Annotated in this window: 15 protein-coding genes; 6 read left to right on the top strand and 9 right to left on the bottom strand. The window is 42.3% G+C overall.

Features of this window, described 5'->3' with window-relative positions:
- The first annotated feature begins 146 nt into the window (after window positions 1-146).
- Together IM797_RS02305 and IM797_RS02300 are read left to right on the top strand one after the other, a co-directional pair.
- Entirely contained in the window at window positions 147-1,130 is a 984-nt protein-coding gene (locus IM797_RS02305; protein ID WP_194125472.1) for a 3'-5' exonuclease, read from the top strand.
- A gap of 11 nt (window positions 1,131-1,141) precedes the next feature.
- Entirely contained in the window at window positions 1,142-3,013 is a 1,872-nt protein-coding gene (locus tag IM797_RS02300; RefSeq protein ID WP_228098680.1) for a M1 family metallopeptidase, read from the top strand.
- A gap of 2 nt (window positions 3,014-3,015) precedes the next feature.
- Here IM797_RS02300 and queG read toward each other — a convergent pair whose 3' ends face one another.
- Window positions 3,016-3,951 (bottom strand): tRNA epoxyqueuosine(34) reductase QueG, encoded by a 936-nt coding sequence (gene queG / locus IM797_RS02295; RefSeq protein ID WP_194125471.1) that lies wholly within the window; start codon window positions 3,949-3,951, stop codon window positions 3,016-3,018.
- Window positions 3,952-4,030: 79 nt separating this feature from the next.
- Between queG and IM797_RS02290 the strand changes: the two genes are divergently transcribed.
- A complete protein-coding gene (locus IM797_RS02290) occupies window positions 4,031-4,240 on the top strand; it encodes a hypothetical protein (protein ID WP_194125470.1) in 210 nt (69 codons plus the stop codon).
- 53 nt (window positions 4,241-4,293) lie between these two features.
- Here the strand turns inward: IM797_RS02290 and IM797_RS02285 are convergent, their stop codons facing one another.
- The 5 genes from IM797_RS02285 to pdxH all read right to left on the bottom strand — a co-directional run bounded on the left by IM797_RS02285 (window position 4,294) and on the right by pdxH (window position 9,697).
- Window positions 4,294-5,802 (bottom strand): carbon-nitrogen hydrolase family protein, encoded by a 1,509-nt coding sequence (locus IM797_RS02285; protein WP_194125469.1) that lies wholly within the window; start codon window positions 5,800-5,802, stop codon window positions 4,294-4,296.
- Between the two features lie 49 nt (window positions 5,803-5,851).
- Window positions 5,852-6,907 carry a TlpA disulfide reductase family protein gene (locus IM797_RS02280; RefSeq protein ID WP_194125468.1) on the bottom strand — a complete coding sequence of 352 codons (1,056 nt, stop codon included), beginning with the start codon at window positions 6,905-6,907 and terminating at the stop codon, window positions 5,852-5,854.
- A gap of 179 nt (window positions 6,908-7,086) precedes the next feature.
- Window positions 7,087-8,109 carry a Holliday junction branch migration DNA helicase RuvB gene (gene ruvB, locus IM797_RS02275; RefSeq protein ID WP_194125467.1) on the bottom strand — a complete coding sequence of 341 codons (1,023 nt, stop codon included), beginning with the start codon at window positions 8,107-8,109 and terminating at the stop codon, window positions 7,087-7,089.
- 35 nt (window positions 8,110-8,144) lie between these two features.
- On the bottom strand, window positions 8,145-9,035 hold the full coding sequence (locus IM797_RS02270; protein ID WP_194125466.1) for a 3-hydroxybutyryl-CoA dehydrogenase: 891 nt from the start codon (window positions 9,033-9,035) through the stop codon (window positions 8,145-8,147).
- Window positions 9,036-9,046: 11 nt separating this feature from the next.
- The gene (pdxH, locus tag IM797_RS02265) at window positions 9,047-9,697 is read right to left on the bottom strand and encodes a pyridoxamine 5'-phosphate oxidase (RefSeq protein ID WP_194125465.1); all 651 of its coding nucleotides are present in this window, start codon (window positions 9,695-9,697) and stop codon (window positions 9,047-9,049) included.
- 49 nt (window positions 9,698-9,746) lie between these two features.
- Here pdxH and IM797_RS02260 point away from each other — a divergent pair, with 49 nt between their 5' ends.
- Entirely contained in the window at window positions 9,747-10,313 is a 567-nt protein-coding gene (locus tag IM797_RS02260) for a YqgE/AlgH family protein (RefSeq protein WP_194125464.1), read from the top strand.
- 60 nt (window positions 10,314-10,373) lie between these two features.
- Here IM797_RS02260 and purE read toward each other — a convergent pair whose 3' ends face one another.
- On the bottom strand, window positions 10,374-10,856 hold the full coding sequence (gene purE / locus IM797_RS02255; RefSeq protein ID WP_194125463.1) for a 5-(carboxyamino)imidazole ribonucleotide mutase: 483 nt from the start codon (window positions 10,854-10,856) through the stop codon (window positions 10,374-10,376).
- Window positions 10,857-11,996 (bottom strand): 5-(carboxyamino)imidazole ribonucleotide synthase, encoded by a 1,140-nt coding sequence (locus IM797_RS02250; RefSeq protein WP_194125462.1) that lies wholly within the window; start codon window positions 11,994-11,996, stop codon window positions 10,857-10,859. It lies immediately after the preceding gene.
- A gap of 17 nt (window positions 11,997-12,013) precedes the next feature.
- Between IM797_RS02250 and IM797_RS02245 the strand changes: the two genes are divergently transcribed.
- Window positions 12,014-13,243, top strand: a complete 1,230-nt coding sequence (locus tag IM797_RS02245; protein WP_228098679.1) for an aminoacetone oxidase family FAD-binding enzyme — start codon at window positions 12,014-12,016, stop codon at window positions 13,241-13,243.
- Window positions 13,244-13,249: 6 nt separating this feature from the next.
- Here the strand turns inward: IM797_RS02245 and IM797_RS02240 are convergent, their stop codons facing one another.
- Entirely contained in the window at window positions 13,250-16,489 is a 3,240-nt protein-coding gene (locus tag IM797_RS02240) for an amidohydrolase family protein (protein ID WP_194125461.1), read from the bottom strand.
- A 74-nt stretch (window positions 16,490-16,563) separates the two neighbouring features.
- Between IM797_RS02240 and IM797_RS02235 the strand changes: the two genes are divergently transcribed.
- Window positions 16,564-18,456, top strand: coding sequence for an ATP-dependent DNA helicase RecQ (locus tag IM797_RS02235; RefSeq protein WP_194125460.1), 1,893 nt, complete (start codon window positions 16,564-16,566; stop codon window positions 18,454-18,456).
- Window positions 18,457-18,461 lie beyond the last annotated feature (5 nt).

The following is an 18,461-nucleotide window of genomic DNA, read 5'->3' as shown; positions in this document are numbered from 1 at the left end:
CGTTTAATCTTCACGCAAGATATAGCTAGTTCAGTACATTTGAAAGCACATTGTAAAAAATTGTAGCGTAAATCAATGGCTGATCAAATAAGTTAAGGATTACTGGATGATTTTTACGACTTTTGAAAAGCTACAAATAGTTAAAAATGAAATTACATTTAAATCGCCCACTCGCTTTTTTTGATCTGGAAACTACCGGAGTTAATGTTGGTTCTGACCGTATTGTTGAAATTGCAGTACTGAAGGCCATGCCTGACGGATCCGAACTGATCAAAACCATGCGTATCAATCCTGAAATGCCCATTCCATTGCAATCTTCTTTGATTCATGGAATTTACGATAAAGACATTGCCGATGCACCTACCTTTAAACAAGCTGCAGCAGAACTTGCCGAATTTATTGGTGATGCAGATTTAGCCGGTTACAATTCCAACCGTTTCGACATCCCTGTATTGCTGGAGGAATTCTTAAAAGCAGGTATCGATTTCGACATGTCCGACCGAAAGTTTGTTGATGTACAGAATGTATTTCATCAAATGGAACAACGTACTTTACGTGCGGCTTATAAGTTCTATTGCAATAAAGACATCATCAATGCGCACTCTGCCGAGGCTGACATTACCGCAACTTATCACGTATTGCTGGCTCAGATTGAGCGTTATCAGGATACCGAGTTTGAAGACAAACAAGGAAATATCTCGAAGCCTGTTCAGAATAATGTAGAAGCCCTTCATGCTTTTACCAATATGAATAAACCGGTTGATTTTGCTGGCAGAATGGTATTTAACGAAAATGAGGAGGAGATTTTCAATTTTGGTAAACACAAAGGCAAGACCGTTGAACATGTATTTGACATTGAACCGAGTTATTATGCCTGGATGAAACAGGGAGATTTTCCTTTATATACCAAGAAGAAACTGGACGAAATCTGGTCACGTTGGAATAAGAAAAAAGAGGCGCTGAAACAGGAAAAGCAACAACAGCAGCAGCAGCAAAATATGCAAAGCAGGCCAAATCCTGCAGCCGCTTCGGCAAGACCTCAGGCCCAGGCACCGGTTAGAAAAGAAAAACCAGCTGTGGAAGTGACCAATGATATGCTGGAGCAACTGAAAATGAAGTTCGGAAAGTAAACCAATTCCTGATGATGAAGAAAACTGTTGTAGGTGCATTACTTTTAATGCTATCTGCCACTGCATTCGCCCAGCAGAATCAATTGCCGATACCTGCAAAGATCCAATCTGCTTATACCCGTGGAACCCGGAGCAGCAGTGGTAAACCAGGTGCTAAATACTGGCAAAATACGGCAGATTATGCACTGAAAGTAAGTTTTAATCCTGAAACGCGCCTTTTGGACGGTACAGCAGATGTGGTTTACTTAAACAACAGTCCGGATACACTCCAGCAACTTTGGTTTAAGTTGTATCCAAATCTTTATAAAAAAGGCGTGCCGGTTAAAACACGGATTGCCAATGCAGACCAGGGTGATGGCGTTAAAATTTCGGCCATGCAACTGAATGGGAAAGCTGTAAGCGAGTCGAGGTTCGTAATGGACGGTACCAATATGCACCTGGAGATTCCGGCCTTACTCCCAGGAAAAAGTCTGAAAATAAAACTGAATTACAGTTATATCTTAAATAAAGGATCTCATATGCGCACTGGTCAGGTGAATGACAGTGCGCATTTTATTGCTTACTTCTTCCCAAGAATCGCAGTTTATGATGATTTGGATGGTTGGAATAAATATCCATATACCGGAGAAGAGGAGTTTTACAACGACTTTTGTAATTTTAAAGCTGCCATTACCGTACCTAAAGGTTATGTGATCTGGGCCACGGGTGATTTGTTAAACACAAAAGAGGTGCTGAACCCGGATGTCGCTGCCCAGATTAAACAAGCAGAAGGAAGCGATGAAGTTGTAGATGTCATTTCAGCACTTGATCTTCAAAATAAGACAGCTACTTCGGATCATGAATACAATACTTTTAAGTTTGATGCCCGAAATGTAACTGATTTTGTATTTGCAACGAGTAACCATTATTTATGGAAATCCAGCAGTGTGGTGGTCGACTCACTAACCGGGCGTAGAACACGGGTAGATGCCGCTTTTAATCCCATCCATCAAGATTATTATGAAGTGATCGACTTCAGTAAAAAAACAGTGCATCTGATGAGTCATCATTTTCCGAAATGGCCATTCCCATATCCTCATGAAACGGTATTTGACGGGCTTGACCAGATGGAATATCCAATGATGGTAAATGATAATCCTGTGGAAAAGCGGGAGGACGCTATTTATTTAACGGTTCATGAGATTTTTCACACCATGTTTCCTTTTTACATGGGTACGAATGAAACCAAATATGCCTGGATGGACGAGGGCTGGGCCACGATAGGTGAGTGGTTATTGAGCCCAATGATCGACAGCACCATTACCGATACTTTCGGCCTGAATGAGACTGCCCAGATTTCCGGCACGGAGGAAGACCTGCCGATCATGACTTTAACCCCCGATTTGCCACGTGGAATCACCATGACCAATAATTATCCAAAGCCCGGACTGGGCTATTTATTTGTTATGGATTATTTGGGTAAACCTTTATTTACTAAGGCACTGCACCATTATATCACACAATGGCAGGGTAAACACCCGATGCCTTACGACTTCTTTAATAGTATGAACGAAGGCTCAGGGAAAAATCTGAACTGGTTTTGGAAGCGCTGGTTCTTTGAAGATGGTGCAACCGATATGGGGATCAGTAATGTGGTTAAAAATACGGGGGGTTACAGTATTCAGGTCGAAAATAAAAGCAAAAGACCAATGCCCGTGGTTTTGGCGCTTGAATATGAGGACGGTTCAACCGAAAATATAAACCGGAACATTGGAATCTGGGAACATGCCAGTCATTTTGTACAGATTGATGCTCCAGGAACTAAAAAATTGAAACGTGTCAGTCTGGGGTCGGCATTGATCCCCGACAAAGATCTGTCGGATAATGTCTTCAATGTCAGATGAAGCTAACTGGTTTTAAGAAAATCAATATTACGGGTTAAACCCTTAAATTTAGTTCTTTTCACCGCTGAATTCTTAAAAATGGTTTTAAATACATCTTCCGTGATGTCTAACCAATCTTCTTTCTTCATTTGAAGCAATTGCGCATTGGGCTGGAAAGCAGGTTCGGTATGTGGTGCTGAAAAGCGGTTCCATGGGCACACATCCTGACAGATGTCGCAGCCAAATATCCAGTTTTGCATTTTATCTTTAAATCCGGTATCAATTTCTTCACGCAATTCTATGGTCAGATACGAAATGCATTTCTTTGCATCAATGACATACGGAGAGATGATGGCCTCAGTGGGGCAGGCATCAATACATTTCGTACAGGTTCCGCAATGATCAGTGGCAAAGGGCAGGTCATATGAGAGTTCCAGATCGATGATCAGCTCCGCAAGGAAAAAGAAGGAACCACTTTTTTTATTGATCAGGTTGCTGTTCTTACCAATCCAGCCAATGCCGGAACGTTTGGCCCAGGCGCGGTCCAGCACCGGAGCAGAGTCAACAAATGCCCGGCCAGCCACCTCACCAATTTCTGATTTTATAAAGTTGAGTAATTCAAAGAGTTTGTCTTTGATTACCTGGTGGTAATCCGTGCCATAAGCATATTTAGAAATCTTAGGTGCATTGGGATCTGTTTGTTTCTGTTCAGGAAAATAATTGAGACTTAAGGAAATGACGGATCTGGCCCCTTCTACCAAGAGCCTCGGATCCAGCCTTTTGTCAAAATGATTTTCCATATAGCCCATTTGACCGTGACGTTCCTGTTTGAGCCATTTTTCCAATCTCGGCGCTTCTTCTTCCAGAAAGTCTGCCTTGGCAATACCGCATTGCATAAAGCCTAGTCTGATGGCTTCTGCTTTAATCAACTCACTGTATTTCGCGGCATTGTTATACATTGGGTACAAAGATAAGCTTTGTGTCGGAAAACCATTTAGATTGCGCGTTGTTATTAAAGTGCACCTAAAAATTACAACCATGGAAAATACAGAATCGAAACATACAGAAGATCCAAACCAACCGCACAAACCGATTGAGCATGATTATGCAGAGCATGAAAATGATCCGGGGCCATCACCTCAGGCGGTTGAAGAATATAACGATCGTGGTGCTGGGCCCGTCATGAAGTGGTTAATTCCAGTATTGGTCATTGCACTGCTGATCTATTGGTTTGTATTCCGCAAATAACACAATAGCAAAGGGGGCATTTAATTGCCCCCTTTATGTTTTTTAGCGAAGCGCTATTTCAGTAGTTTCACTTCGTACAGGTCTTTACGCCTGTCTTTTAATATTTTGACAGTTCCGAAATGGTGAAGTTCATCCAGGAGGTGGAGATCTACATCAACAACCAGCATCATTTCAGTATTTGGAGTAGTTTCCGCTTTTACCGCATTGGTCGGGAAAGCAAAGTCGGAAGGGGTAAAGACGGCCGACTGTGCGAATTGGATATCCATGTTATTTACCTTAGGTAGGTTACCCACGCAACCCGCAATCGCTACGTAACACTCATTTTCAATCGCTCTTGCCTGCGCGCAATGCCTTACCCTGGTGTAGCCGTTTTGTGTATCGGTGAGGAAAGGTACAAATAGCATTTGCATGCCTTGATCTGCTAATATTCTGCTCAGCTCGGGGAACTCGACATCATAACAGATCAGTATGCCTATTTTACCACAATCCGTATCAAATACTTTGATTTTATCACCGCCAACCATACCATAATATTTTTGTTCATTCGGGGTGATGTGGATTTTTCTGTACTCATCGGTTTTACCACTTCTATGGCATAGGTAAGTTACATTGTACAATTTGTTGTTTTCAACAACAGGCATGCTTCCTGATATGATGTTTACGTTATAGGAAAGCGCATAAGCTTGTATGCGTTCAACAATTTCCGCTGTCTGATCCGCAAGTTTACGCATGGCCTCCATTTCTGGTAAATGGTTATAAGGCTGCAGCAATGGGGTATTGAAAAATTCCGGAAACATGATGAAATCTGATTTGTAACCGCTTACCGCATCTACAAAAAACTCAACTTGTTCATAAAATGCTTCTATATCAGGGAATAAGCGCATTTGCCATTGCACCAGACCTATTCTTATGGTTTTTGCTGAACGTGCAGACGCATCGATCCCCTGGTAATAGATATTGTTCCATTCAATCAGCGTAGCAAATTCTTTAGACTCATGATCGCCGGGAAGATAATTCTTGAGCACTTTCCTGACGTGGAAGTCATTAGATATTTGAAAAGTCAGAGTAGGATCGTAGAGCTCCTTGGCTTTAACTTTATCAATATATTGCCTTGGACTCAGTTTATCCGCATATTCATGATAACCTGGAATACGTCCGCCGGCAATGATACTTTTTAAATTTAAACTTTCACAGAGCTCTTTACGTGCTTCGTATAGTCGCCTGCCTAAACGCAACCCACGGTATTCCGGTGAAACAAAGATTTCTATTCCATATAAGGTATCTCCATTTGGGTCGTGGGTGGAAAATGTATAGGCTCCGGTAATCATCTGATAAGTATGTTTGTCACCATATTCATCGTAATCTACAATGATAGCTAAGGAACAGGCTACCACTTTTTCGTCAACAGCTATGCATAACTGTCCTTCCGGAAATAGTTTCAAGAGTTTTGCAATCGTAACCTTACTCCAGATCTGGCCACCCAAAGTATCATATGCCTGTTGCATGGATTCCTTGAGATCATCATAATCTTCTAAAGTAAGTTTTCTGGTTTCAATATTCATATTGGCAAATTTAGCTTATTTGAAACAGAAAAGAGGCTTAAAAGTTTGCTCAATCACCTTTTACAATATCCGATACTTTTTCTTTAACAAGTTTGAAATCGTTTGGATTCACCAGTACAAGTTTATTATTTCCATCTAGAAGAAACATTGCAGGTATATATTTTATGTTATATTTTGAGGTAATCTCCTTATAATCACCAGGTAAGTTGGATAAATTAACCCAGGGCATTTGTTCGCGATTAAGCGCTTTTTTCCAATCGGCTATATCATGGTCTATAGAGATACTCAGTAGCTTTATGCCTTTATTTTTATATTCAGCATAAAAGGTTTTGAGTTCCGGAATTTCTGCACGACATGGCCCGCACCAGCTGGCCCAGAAAACGACCAGTGTTCCTTTTTTGCCTTTTACATCATTCAAATTAAATTTCTTTTTTGTAGCATCGACATAACTAAAGGCCGGAAAGATTTGGTCTGTAAGGAGGATTTTACTTTGAGCAATGTAGGTGCTCAATTTTTGACCTGTTGGCCCTTTCATGAGTTCCTTATTGAAAATAGCCGCCATTTCTTCTAACTCCGCAAGGCTGAAATAATCTGCATATTCATAAGTATTAAGTAAGGCCATCCATACATTACTATTGTCAGCAATGATCTGCTTAAACGTCTTTTTAAAGTCTTTAAGCATTTCAGTGCGTTCTGCCTCTGCCAGAGCTAATTTTTCTGTTGCTGATATCGTTTTTAACGAATCTATCTTTTTATTAATAATGTATATAGACGGTGGATAAATGAGCCCATACTGCATACTGAAGTCGGTTTCTTTTGATCCTTTGATAGATACATCTTTATTATTTCTTAAATCACCATCAATGAATATATCCGCATTTTCTAAAATAAAGCTACCATGTGAGGAAGCTTTACCATTTTTTAAATAAGGACTTCTGAAGTAAAGTTGGGTTTGTTTCTTGCTGGTCGAATCTTTGTAGCTTATGCTGGATGCCCAGCCTGGATCTGCCAAAATAGTATCTCTATGCAAACTGAATTTTCCATTCAGCACGCAGGCCGAATCGATAGTAGGCCAATAAAGCTTGTTTTTCTGATCCCTTTTCATCAATTTTAAATAAACCCAATTTGAAGGAATATTTTTAACATCGCCGACTATTTGATATCCTTTTTTACCATTTTGTGCAAAGCAAAAGCAGGATGTTGAGATTAAGCAAGATAAAATTAAGGCGTTAATGATTTTCATGAGCTGATCTAAATTTATTTCATCCTTAGGACTAACTAAATTTAGAATAATTTTCCTGTTTGTCCCGGAAAATTCTTTTGTAAATGTTTATACGCAGCTTCGGTGACTTCACGTCCTCTGGAAGTACGCATTAAAAAGCCTTCCTGAATCAGGAATGGTTCATAAACTTCTTCAATTGTACCTTCATCTTCGCCTACTGCTGTAGCGATCGTTTTTAAACCGACCGGACCGCCCTTGAACTTATCGATTATTGTGACCAGGATCTTATTGTCCATTTCATCCAGTCCATGCTCATCTACATTCAATGCCTTCAAAGCATATCGTGCGATATTGGTATCAATCTCGCCGGTTCCTTTAATCTGCGCAAAATCGCGTGTTCTCCTCAATAAAGCATTGGCAATACGTGGTGTACCACGACTTCTGCGAGCAATTTCATAAGCACCCTCGTCGGTAATCGGTGTTTTTAAAATCTCTGAAGACCTCAATACAATCGTGGTTAAGAGTTTCGCATCATAATAGGCCAGTCTGGAATTGATCCCAAACCTGGCCCGAAGCGGTGCTGTCAACAAACCTGAGCGGGTAGTAGCACCTACTAGGGTAAAAGGATTTAATCCTATTTGTACAGAGCGGGCGTTGGGCCCGCTCTCGAGCATAATGTCAATTTTAAAATCCTCCATAGCAGAGTACAAATACTCTTCCACGAGCGGACTCAATCGGTGTATCTCGTCAATAAACAGGATATCGCCAGCTTCTAATCCGGTCAATAGTCCTGCCAGATCACCAGGCTTATCCAATACAGGGCCGGAAGTTACTTTAATCCCCACACCCATTTCATTGGCAATGATGTAGGAGAGGGTAGTTTTACCCAAACCCGGAGGGCCATGTAACAAGACGTGATCCAAAGGCTCGCCCCTGAGTTTTGCTGCCTGAACAAAGATCTTCAGGTTTTCCATCACCTTCTCCTGTCCGGTAAAATCGTCAAAAGCCTGAGGGCGCAATACTTTTTCAATATCACGTTCAATAGGCGATAAACTTTCAGAAGATGGATCCAGATTTTCGTTCATGGGGTAAAGTTAGTATAAAAGGCTTGCAATTGTATCTATTTGGCGAATTTGGCCGCTACTTTGGCATCTTTAGGGCCATTGGCATAATTGTAAAAACCTTCACCGGATTTGATGCCTTTATTGCCTGCAATAACCATATTGACCAGTAAGGGGCAAGGTGCATATTTTGGATTGCCAAAGCCATCGTGTAATACTTTCAATATGGCCAGACATACATCCAAACCGATGAAATCGGCCAGTTGTAATGGGCCCATCGGATGTGCCATACCCAATTTCATCACGGTATCGATTTCTGCAACACCGGCAACGTTCTCATATAAAGTATATATGGCTTCATTAATCATCGGCATTAAAATCCGGTTTGCTACAAATCCAGGATAGTCATTTACTTCAACAGGTTCTTTAGCCAGTTTTCCAGAAAGTTCCATCACCAGAGCTGTGGTCTCATCGCTGGTGGCATAGCCCCTGATCACTTCCACCAGCTTCATCACAGGAACCGGATTCATAAAATGCATACCAATCACTTTGTCACCACGATTGGTTACTGAAGCGATTTTAGTGATGGATATTGAAGAAGTATTACTGGCCAGAATAGCCCCTGGCTTTGCAAAAGTATCCAGGTCTTTAAATATTTTTAGTTTCAATTCCAGGTTCTCGGTAGCCGCTTCAACCACCAGATCGGCAGCCTCAACACCCGCTTTTGTATCTGTAAAACTATTGATGTTCTTAAGCGTGTTGGTTTTGTCCGTTTCACTGATTGCACCTTTAGCCACTTGTCTGTCCAGGTTTTTGCTGATGGTACCCAATGCACGTTCCAGAGCTTCATTGTTGATGTCTACCAGATTGACCTGGTAGCCAAATTGCGCAAAAGTGTGCGCTATACCGTTGCCCATAGTACCTGAGCCGATTACTGCAATTAATTTCATATTTAGTTTTTTTACGGCGCTAATCTATTAATAATCCACGAGCCATCAATAAGGTCATAGCTTAATCTATCGTGTAATCTGCTTGGCCTGCCTTGCCAAAACTCAATATGGGTTGGTTCAATCAGGTATCCGCCCCAATGTTCAGGACGCGGGATTTCCTTACCTTCAAAGGTTTTTGTCAGTTCGGCTACCTTCTCTTCCAACGATGATCTGCTGTCCAATATACTACTTTGTGGCGACGCGGTAGCCCCAATCTGGCTGCCGATAGGGCGGGAGTGGAAGTAAGCATCACTTGTCGCAGCGTCAACTTTAGTCACCAGTCCATCAATGCGTACCTGTCTTTCCAGTTCTGCCCAGAAAAACACCAGTGATGCCTGAGGGTTCTCAACAAGATCCTGACCTTTTTTACTGTTGTAATTGGTGTAGAATACAAAACCACTCTCGTCAAATTCTTTCAATAAAACAATTCTTGCTGAAGGCTTTCCGAAGCGGTCTGCCGTAGCCAGGGTCATTACATTCGGTTCGTACAACTGTGCCTTTACCGCCTCATCAAACCACTTCCCAAATTGTTGAAATGGATTGGAGTCAATGTCCTGATCGGCCAGTTGTGCGGCTTTATAATCTTGTCTTAAATTCTGTAATTCTTGTTTGCTGAGATCCATGTACAAAAATAGGTTTTAGTTTAATTATTTTTATCCTTAAATTTCCAAAATGATAAGCCAGTTACAACCTGCTTTAGGCAGATTACTCATTTCCGAACCATTTTTATTAGATCCAAACTTTAAACGTGCGGTAGTGTTGCTTACCGATCAACAACCTGAGGGAACCATGGGTTTTATTCTGAACCATCGCAGCGCTTTATTACTAAAAGATTTAATCCCGGATATGGGTGACGATGCTGATTTCCCGGTTTACTTCGGTGGACCGGTAGAAACGGATACCGTTCACTTCATACACCGCTGTTATGATCAGCTCAATGGTGGCGAAGAAATAGGCAAGGGGATTTATTGGGGTGGTAACTTTGAAACGCTAAAGATTTTAATCCAAAATAAAAGTATCAAAGCAGAAGACATCAAGTTCTTTCTCGGGTATTCTGGCTGGGCTGCCGGACAACTGGAAAATGAAATGAAAGAGAATACCTGGATCGTGTCAGATCAGTACCATGCCGATGTTGTTTTTTCGGATAACGAAGAAAACCTGTGGCGGGAAGTAATCATTAATCTGGGACCGAAATATGCACATGTGAGCAATTTTCCCAGTGACCCAAATTTGAATTAACAATTTTATAATGTTCCTCACCCGGAACTAAATTCAGGATGAGGAACGTTATAAAATAAATTACATATCAGCAGCGCTTTCTTCTACCTTTTTGCGCAGATCATCTTTATAAGCCTGCATTTTTATACCAATGGATGCATCTGCAGTGCCTAAAATCTGTGCAGCGAGTAAACCTGCATTTTTAGCCGCATTTAAAGCCACTGTAGCTACAGGAATACCATTTGGCATTTGCAAAATAGACAATATCGAATCCCAGCCATCAATAGAATTGGTTGATTTAACAGGTACGCCAATTACCGGCAATGTGGTGATTGAAGCCACCATACCAGGCAAATGTGCTGCGCCGCCAGCCCCTGCAATGATTACCTTCAAGCCTCTTGATGCTGCATTTTTAGCGTATTCGAACATTCTTTCCGGGGTACGGTGTGCTGACACTACGGTCATTTCAAACTCTACCCCAAACTCTTTTAAAATATCGGCAGCATCGTTCATGATGTGAAGATCCGATTTGCTGCCCATGATGATGCCTACTTGTACGCTCATTTATGAAATAACTTTTAATGTTTCTTTTATGTAATTGGCCTTTTGAATGGCGCTTTCCCGGTTTTGGTCAACAACTGTAATGTGACCCATTTTACGAAAAGGTTTGGTGTATTTTTTACCATATAAATGCACATATACGCCGTCAACCGCCATAATTTTTTCCAATCCCTGGTATTTCGCCACACCATTGTGATCTTTTTCACCCAGCAGATTGATCATTACTGCATTGGTTCTGGAACGGGTATCACCCAACGGCAAACTGAATATTGCACGCAAATGCTGTTCAAATTGAGATACGTAATTGCCTTCAATGGTATGGTGACCACTGTTGTGCGGACGCGGAGCAAGTTCATTAACCAATATATCGCCATTCCGAGTCACAAACATTTCTACCGCTAAAATGCCGGTAATGTTTAAGGAGGTGGCAATGTTAACTGCAATCGTCTCTGCACGTTGCTGTATGCTTTCCGGATAAGTAGAAGGGGAAATTAAAAATTCAACCAGGTTGGCTTCCGGATTGAATTCCATCTCTACCATAGGGAAGGTTTTAGTCTCGCCTTTAGGGTTCCTGGTCACTATTACGGCAATTTCTTTCTCAAAATCCACCAGTTCTTCAATCAGGCAGGGCGCATCGAAAGCCTGGTCTATTTCCGCCAGGTTATTAATTTTCATGACTCCTTTGCCATCATAACCATCTCTACGCTGTTTAATCATGTAAGGGAAAGGGAAACTGCTGTTGCGCATGTCTTCCTTGGTGTTCACCAATTGAAAAGGTGCAGTTGGAATGTTGTTTTCTTTAAAAAATTGTTTTTGAACCCCCTTGTCCTGAATCAGACGGATTACCCTCGATTGTGGAAATACTTGTTTACCTTCTTTTTCCAGTTGTTCAAGTGCCTCAATATTTACCTTCTCAATTTCGATGGTAATGATGTCAGCTTTTTTTCCAAAATTATAAACCGTGTCAAAATCAGTAATGGAACCACATTCAAAATAGTTTGCAATATGTTTACAGGGAGCATCAGTATCCGGATCTAAAACCAGTGTGGTCAGGTTATAATTGATGGCCTCCTGGATCAGCATTCTGCCCAATTGTCCGCCTCCTAATATCCCTAATTTTAAATCACTTATTTGTTTTGCCATATCGATATGAAAAAGTTATGCTTATTTTGCACAAAAATAACAATATAAACGGATTGATGGAGGCAGATGCTATAATTATTGGTGCGGGAGCTTGTGGTTTAATGTGCGCAGTGCAGGCAGGCTACCTCGGTAAAAAGGTTATTTTACTGGAAAAGAGTGATAAACCGGGTGCTAAAATCCTGATTTCAGGCGGTGGAAGATGTAATTATACCAATCTTTTTGCCAGTGATGAACAATTCATTTCGAATAATAAGCACTTTATTAAATCGGCTTTTAACCAATGGACTGTTGCCGATACCATCAGTTTTTTTGAAACTTATGGCATCAGCGGGAAAGAAAAGACACTCGGACAACTTTTTCCAGACGGGAAAAATGCAAGAGATATCGTGGCGGTATTTACAGAACTTTGCGCTGATTTTGGGCAGCAGATCATTTGCGGTGCGGATGTAACCGATATCGAGCAGCAGGAGGATGGTTTTACCATTGGCTATGAAAAAAATGGTAAAAGCAAAAGTCTGAAAGCGCCCAAGCTGGTGATTGCGACCGGCGGCTTGCCCATTCCGAAAATGGGTGCGACTGACTTTGCTTTGCGTTTTGCCCGTAAACATAGCCTGAACATTGTCGAAACTGCGCCAGCATTGGTGCCTTTAACCATTACCGGCAAAGATGAAGCCTGGTACACGCAATTGTCGGGTAATGCTATTTTCTGTGAAGTGAGCAATGACGAAATCTCCTTCGAAGAAAATATCTTGTTTACCCACTGGGGTTTGAGCGGGCCGGCAATTTTGCAGATCTCTTCTTATTGGAGGCCAGGAACAGCAATTAATATTAACCTGCTACCCGGAAAAAACATCACTGATTTGATTGAGGCAGAGCGCCGAGACAATGGTAAATTATTGCTGGCGACTTTATTTAACCGGATTTACCCCAAGAAATTTACCGATGCTATGGCTAAATTTTTACCTGTCGACAAACAAGTTGCTACATTAACTAAAGCTGAACTGGAACGTATTCACCAAACCATACACCTGTTTGCTGTAAAACCTGCAGGTGATAAAGGTTATGACAAAGCGGAAGTGATGCGAGGAGGCATTGATACCAATAACTTGTCGTCAAAAACCCTGGAATGTAAAACTATTCCCGGCTTATATTTTGGCGGTGAGTGTGTGGATGTGACCGGCTGGCTTGGTGGCTACAATTTTCAATGGGCCTGGGCAGCAGGTTTTGTAATTGCGCAAAACTTGTAAAATAGGTCATTCGCAGTTCGGAATGCTATAGGTCCAGGTTTCCGGTACACCGGTCGGGAAACTATATATCATCCCTTTTCCAGATTCAAACCAAAGTTTGCCACGGATCTTTTCATGATTACCGATTTCGTTCATCGACAGGCTGTCGTAAATCCTGCCATTGATCATCACATATTTGATTTTTTCAGAATTTCGGATGTCGTCAAGCGGGTTAGCATCCATCACAATCAGATCGGCCAGTTTGCCAACCTCCAATGATCCGATTTCTTTGCTCATCCCCAAATAAGCTGCGCCGTTAAAAGTAGCACAACGGATGGCTTGCAAAGGCGTCATGCCCCCCTGTGCCAGCATCCACAGTTCCCAATGGGCACCTAAACCCTGGATCTGCCCATGGGCACCCAGGTTTACTTTTGTGCCGCCATCGGCAATTGCTTTTGCCGCCTTAGCTACTTCAATATGTCCATAATCACCATACTCAGATGTGGTTCTCCTTCTGGCTCTCGGATCAATGATGGCGCGTGGTGTAAAGTTCATCAACCGTTCGTTTTCCCAAACATTGGTGCGGTCATACCAATAATTTTCCCCCCATTGGCTGCCATAGCTTACAATCAGTGTTGGGGTATAGGCCACATTGGTTTTATTCCAAAATGTAGTTACATCTTTGTAAACAGGCGCTACAGGGATGCTATGCTCCAGCCCGGTATGACCATCAGCAATCATATTTAAATTGGTGAAAAATGTGGAGCCACCTTCAGGTACAACCTCCATTTTAAGTTGTCTGGCTGCTTCCAGAATTTGCTGACGTTGGTCACGCCGTGGTTGATTGTATGATTTTACAGAAAATGCACCTACTGCTTTTAATCTGCGCAAATGGGACAGGGCATCATCCAGACTATTGATCACTACCTTGAAATCGCCATCTGCGCCATATAAAATGGAACCTGTTGAATACAATCGCGGACCGATTAAGCGGCCCGCTTTGATCATTTCGGCCTGACTGAATACCATTTCTGTGTTACTGGAAGGATCATGAGAGGTGGTTACACCAAAGGCCAGGTTAGCAAGGTAAGACCAGTCCTGTTGCGGACTAATTCCATCTGGACTGGTGCGTAAATGCGCATGTACATCAATCATTCCCGGCATAATGGTTTTGCCGGTTACGTCAATTACCCTGGCATTTTCCGGAATGGGCAAACTTGCCATTTTACCAATGGATACAATTTTGTTGTTTTCAATCAATATGGTACCTTCTTCAATCACTTCATCGCCATTCATTGTAATGATCCGGGCTCCTTTCAGTGCGGTCAGACCATCAGGTAAATCGCTTTTCAGTTTTAACCCTATCGCAATGCCTGTACTGTCCGCCTCAGCTGCGCTTTTGGCGAAGCCATCGGTAGGATTGAAGATGGATTTAACGGATTTGCTGAAATATTGCTCACCCAGCGTCCAATATAAATTGTTGCTGTCGTTAGACCAGTGTAAATAAGTTCCGCCATCTTTGGTAATGCGGTTTAAAGGGATGGCTTTGTTGTCGGCAGATAAGTCGAGTGCGGTACCGGTGGTGACCATTGGCGTAACATATACATTGAATAGCTCTGTAAAGGCCATCCATTTACCATCCGGACTTGGGTTAAACTGTGTCGCGTAAGTAGAAGTGTAATGCGTTCTTTCGTTTCCACCGTTTAAATCCACGCTTTTAAATGCCTTTTTCCCATTTTCATATCCCTGGAAATAAATACGGGTGTCATCGGCATTAAACTGTGGCTTAATGCCGTTGTCAATAATCAGCGTTTTTGGCCCCCCGGTTGCAGGCATGGTGAAAATCCCTGTTCCACGGCCGTAAGCGTAGCCAAGTACGTCATTGCCAATTCCTTTTCTAAAGATGATTTTATCTCCTTTTGAAGAAAAAGACGGGCTATAATAAAAGCCTTTCTCATCTGTGAGAGCTGTGGTTTTTCCGGATTTTAAATCTGTTTTTTTAATGGCTCCTTTCAGGTCGTCACTCCAGGTGGTATAAATGACAGATTTGCCATCCGGGCTGATTTTTGGTTCAAATTCAAAATCAATATTCTTACTTACCCGTTCCGGAGTGCCATTTGGCAAGTCTTTTTTGTATAAAAATCCGGCCGCATTGAATACCACAAATTTGCCATCAGGGGATGTGGTCAATTGACGGATCATTTTTACGGTAAAATCATTGCTGAATACTTTTTGTGGGAAATGAAGCGATTCCTGTACCGTCTGTGAGCTGGTGACATGGAAATCGATGTTATTGGTAAATAATGAACTCAGGTTGAGTCTCTTGATTTTTCCGCGGGCATAGAAAATGATGTTTTTACCATCTGGTGTCCAGGCATAATTCGGATAAACGCCAAAAATGGCCCAGGTCTCCTGCTGATCGTGACTGAGATCTTCATATACCGGCCATTCTTCGCCTGTAGCCAGGTTTTGTACATACAACATGGATTTTAAGCGCACGCGTTTTACATACGCCATCATTTTGCCATCTGGCGATACCTGTGGTCTGGCTGCACCGCCGGATTGTGCGATTAAATTGGTTAATTTTCCGGTAGTCATATCCAACTGTCTGATGCCATAGATCAAACCGTTAGGATCTTTGCTGTATTCAAAGTTGGGACCCGGACTGAGGTCTTCGCTAAAGTAAAGGTATCTGCCGTTTGGCGACACATTAGGCTCCCCGGCATCCTGCTGGTCATTTTTTCTCTTGGTCAATTGAACACCATCTCCGCCGTAAATGCTGTACATCCACAGTTCGCCCGCGCCCAGAGAGCGGGAAGCTGTAAAATGTTTACGTGCGATGAGGTATTCGCTGTTTGGCGTCCAGGTGGCATTATTTAAAAGCCTGAAACTTTCTTTGGTAATTTGTTTTTTACCGGAGCCGTCACGGTTCATGATCCAGATGTTATCTGCGCCGCTTTGGTCGCTGGTATAAGAAATGTATCTGCCATTCGGACTAAAACGCGGTTGTATATCCCATGCTGGTCCACCGCTAATCAATAAAGCAGATCCGCCGGTAATGGGCATGATGTAAAGATCGCCAAGCAGGTCGAATACAATGTCTTTGCCATCCGGACTGACATCCAGATTCATCCATGTACCTTCATCGGTGTTGATGGTGAAGGTTTGCGTAACGCCCTTGTATTTATCTACTTCCCATTTTTTTACCTGTGCCTGAGAAAATGGTGCGATGAAAAGTAAAATTAGGGGTAGAAATAAAAATCTCATAAGGCCGAAGGTGTAATTTAGGCTGCAATTTAATAATATCAGTTCATTTTTATAGTTTTGAACGGAACCTTTTTATGAACGAAGCAGAGATATTAAAGCGATACTGGGGATTTGATGCCTTCAGGCCAATGCAGGAAGAGATTGTCAGATCGGTTTTAAGCGGACAGGATACCTTAGCCCTTTTGCCGACGGGAGGGGGCAAATCGGTATGCTTCCAGGTACCCGCGATGGTAATGGAAGGCATTTGTATTGTGGTATCTCCCCTAATTGCTCTGATGAAAGATCAGGTAGAGCACCTGAAAGCCAAAGGTATTGAGGCTGTGGCGATTTATTCTGGGATGGGAAAGCGGGAGATCGACATTTTGCTGGACAATTGCATTTACGGAAAAATTAAATTTCTATACCTTTCGCCAGAGCGGTTAATGTCTGATTTGGTGCGTGTTCGGATTTCTTATATGAATGTTTGCTTGATTGCTGTCGATGAGGCACATTGCGTTTCCCAATGGGGCTACGACTTTCGTCCGCCATACCTGAAGATCAATGAGATCCGAGAGATTCATCCCAAGGTTCCGGTACTGGCTTTAACGGCTACAGCTACTGGACGAGTGCGTACAGATATTGTGGAGAAACTGAATATGACCGATGCCCAGGTTTTTGTAAAGAGTTTTGCCCGCAAAAATCTGAGTTATGTGGTATTGGCACAGGAAGATAAGTACAAGAAGCTGATCGATGTGGTCACCAATGTAAAGGGTAGTGGCCTGGTCTATGTGCGCAATAGACGGGAAACAGCCGAGGTGGCCTCTTTTTTAAGTAGAAACCGCATTGCTGCAGATTTTTATCATGCTGGTATTGAGAAAAATGAACGCTTCAGAAAGCAGGAGGACTGGAAGCGGAACCGCATTCGGGTCATGGTAGCGACCAATGCCTTTGGTATGGGAATCGATAAGCCGGATGTTCGTTTTGTGGTGCATCTGGATTTGCCTGAAAGTCTGGAAGCCTATTACCAGGAGGCTGGTCGCGCGGGCAGGGACGAGGCTAAAGCTTACGCCGTTTTACTGGCTAATCCTGCTGATGCATTAGCTTTGAAAGCCAAATACGCAGATAATTTTCCGACAGTTGCGGAAATAAAAAAGACCTATCATTACCTCGGGAGCTATTTTCAATTGGCTTATGGTGCGGGGCTTGACCTCACTTTTGGTTTTGACCTGGCTGATTTTTGTAAAAAGTTTAATCTTTGGGTGATCAAAACGATCGGAGCCCTGAAGTTTTTGGAATACAACGGCTACGTGGCCTTGTCTGAAAACGTGTTTTTGCAATCCCGGGTTATGTTCCTGGTAGGACATGAAGATGTATACCGTTTTCAGATTGAAAATATTGGTTACGATCCACTTATAAAAGCTATATTAAGGTCTTATGGAGGTTCTTTTGACAGTTATGTTAAAATTAATGAGGCCGAAATTGCGCAACGGATTAAACGTTCTTTTAATGAAGTGCAAAAGCAGCTGAATACTTTAGAGGAGTTGGGCTTGTTGTCGTATTTGCCGCAAACGGATCAACCCCAGTTACAGTACATCCGGGAGCGCGTAGACCAGGATCATATGGATATCGACGCCAAATACCTGGAGCAACGCAAACAAATTCAGGAAGATCAGATTAAAGCTGTACTGGACTATGCAGTGAAGCAGGAATGCCGTAGCGTACAATTGCTGACCTACTTTGATGAGCCTAATTCTGAAAAATGTGGCGTTTGCGATGTTTGTCTGGCCGAAAAGAAGGCCGACGATCTGGATGTGCTGGAGGATCGCATTGATTTCGAGATTGTCACCTCGCTCCAGACGGAGGCACAGGATCTGGACAAATTGATTCCAGCCTTAAAAACAGGTTCAGAAACCGACCGTTTGGATAGAATACGTGCCCTGCTTGATGCAGGTAAGATTAAAACTGATGGCAAAAATTATTACCTTTAAAACCA

The organism is Pedobacter sp. MC2016-24, assembly GCF_015223055.1.
Taxonomy (GTDB): domain Bacteria; phylum Bacteroidota; class Bacteroidia; order Sphingobacteriales; family Sphingobacteriaceae; genus Pedobacter.
Note: the sequence above shows the minus strand (reverse complement) of the source record. Positions and strands in the feature narration are given on the sequence as shown.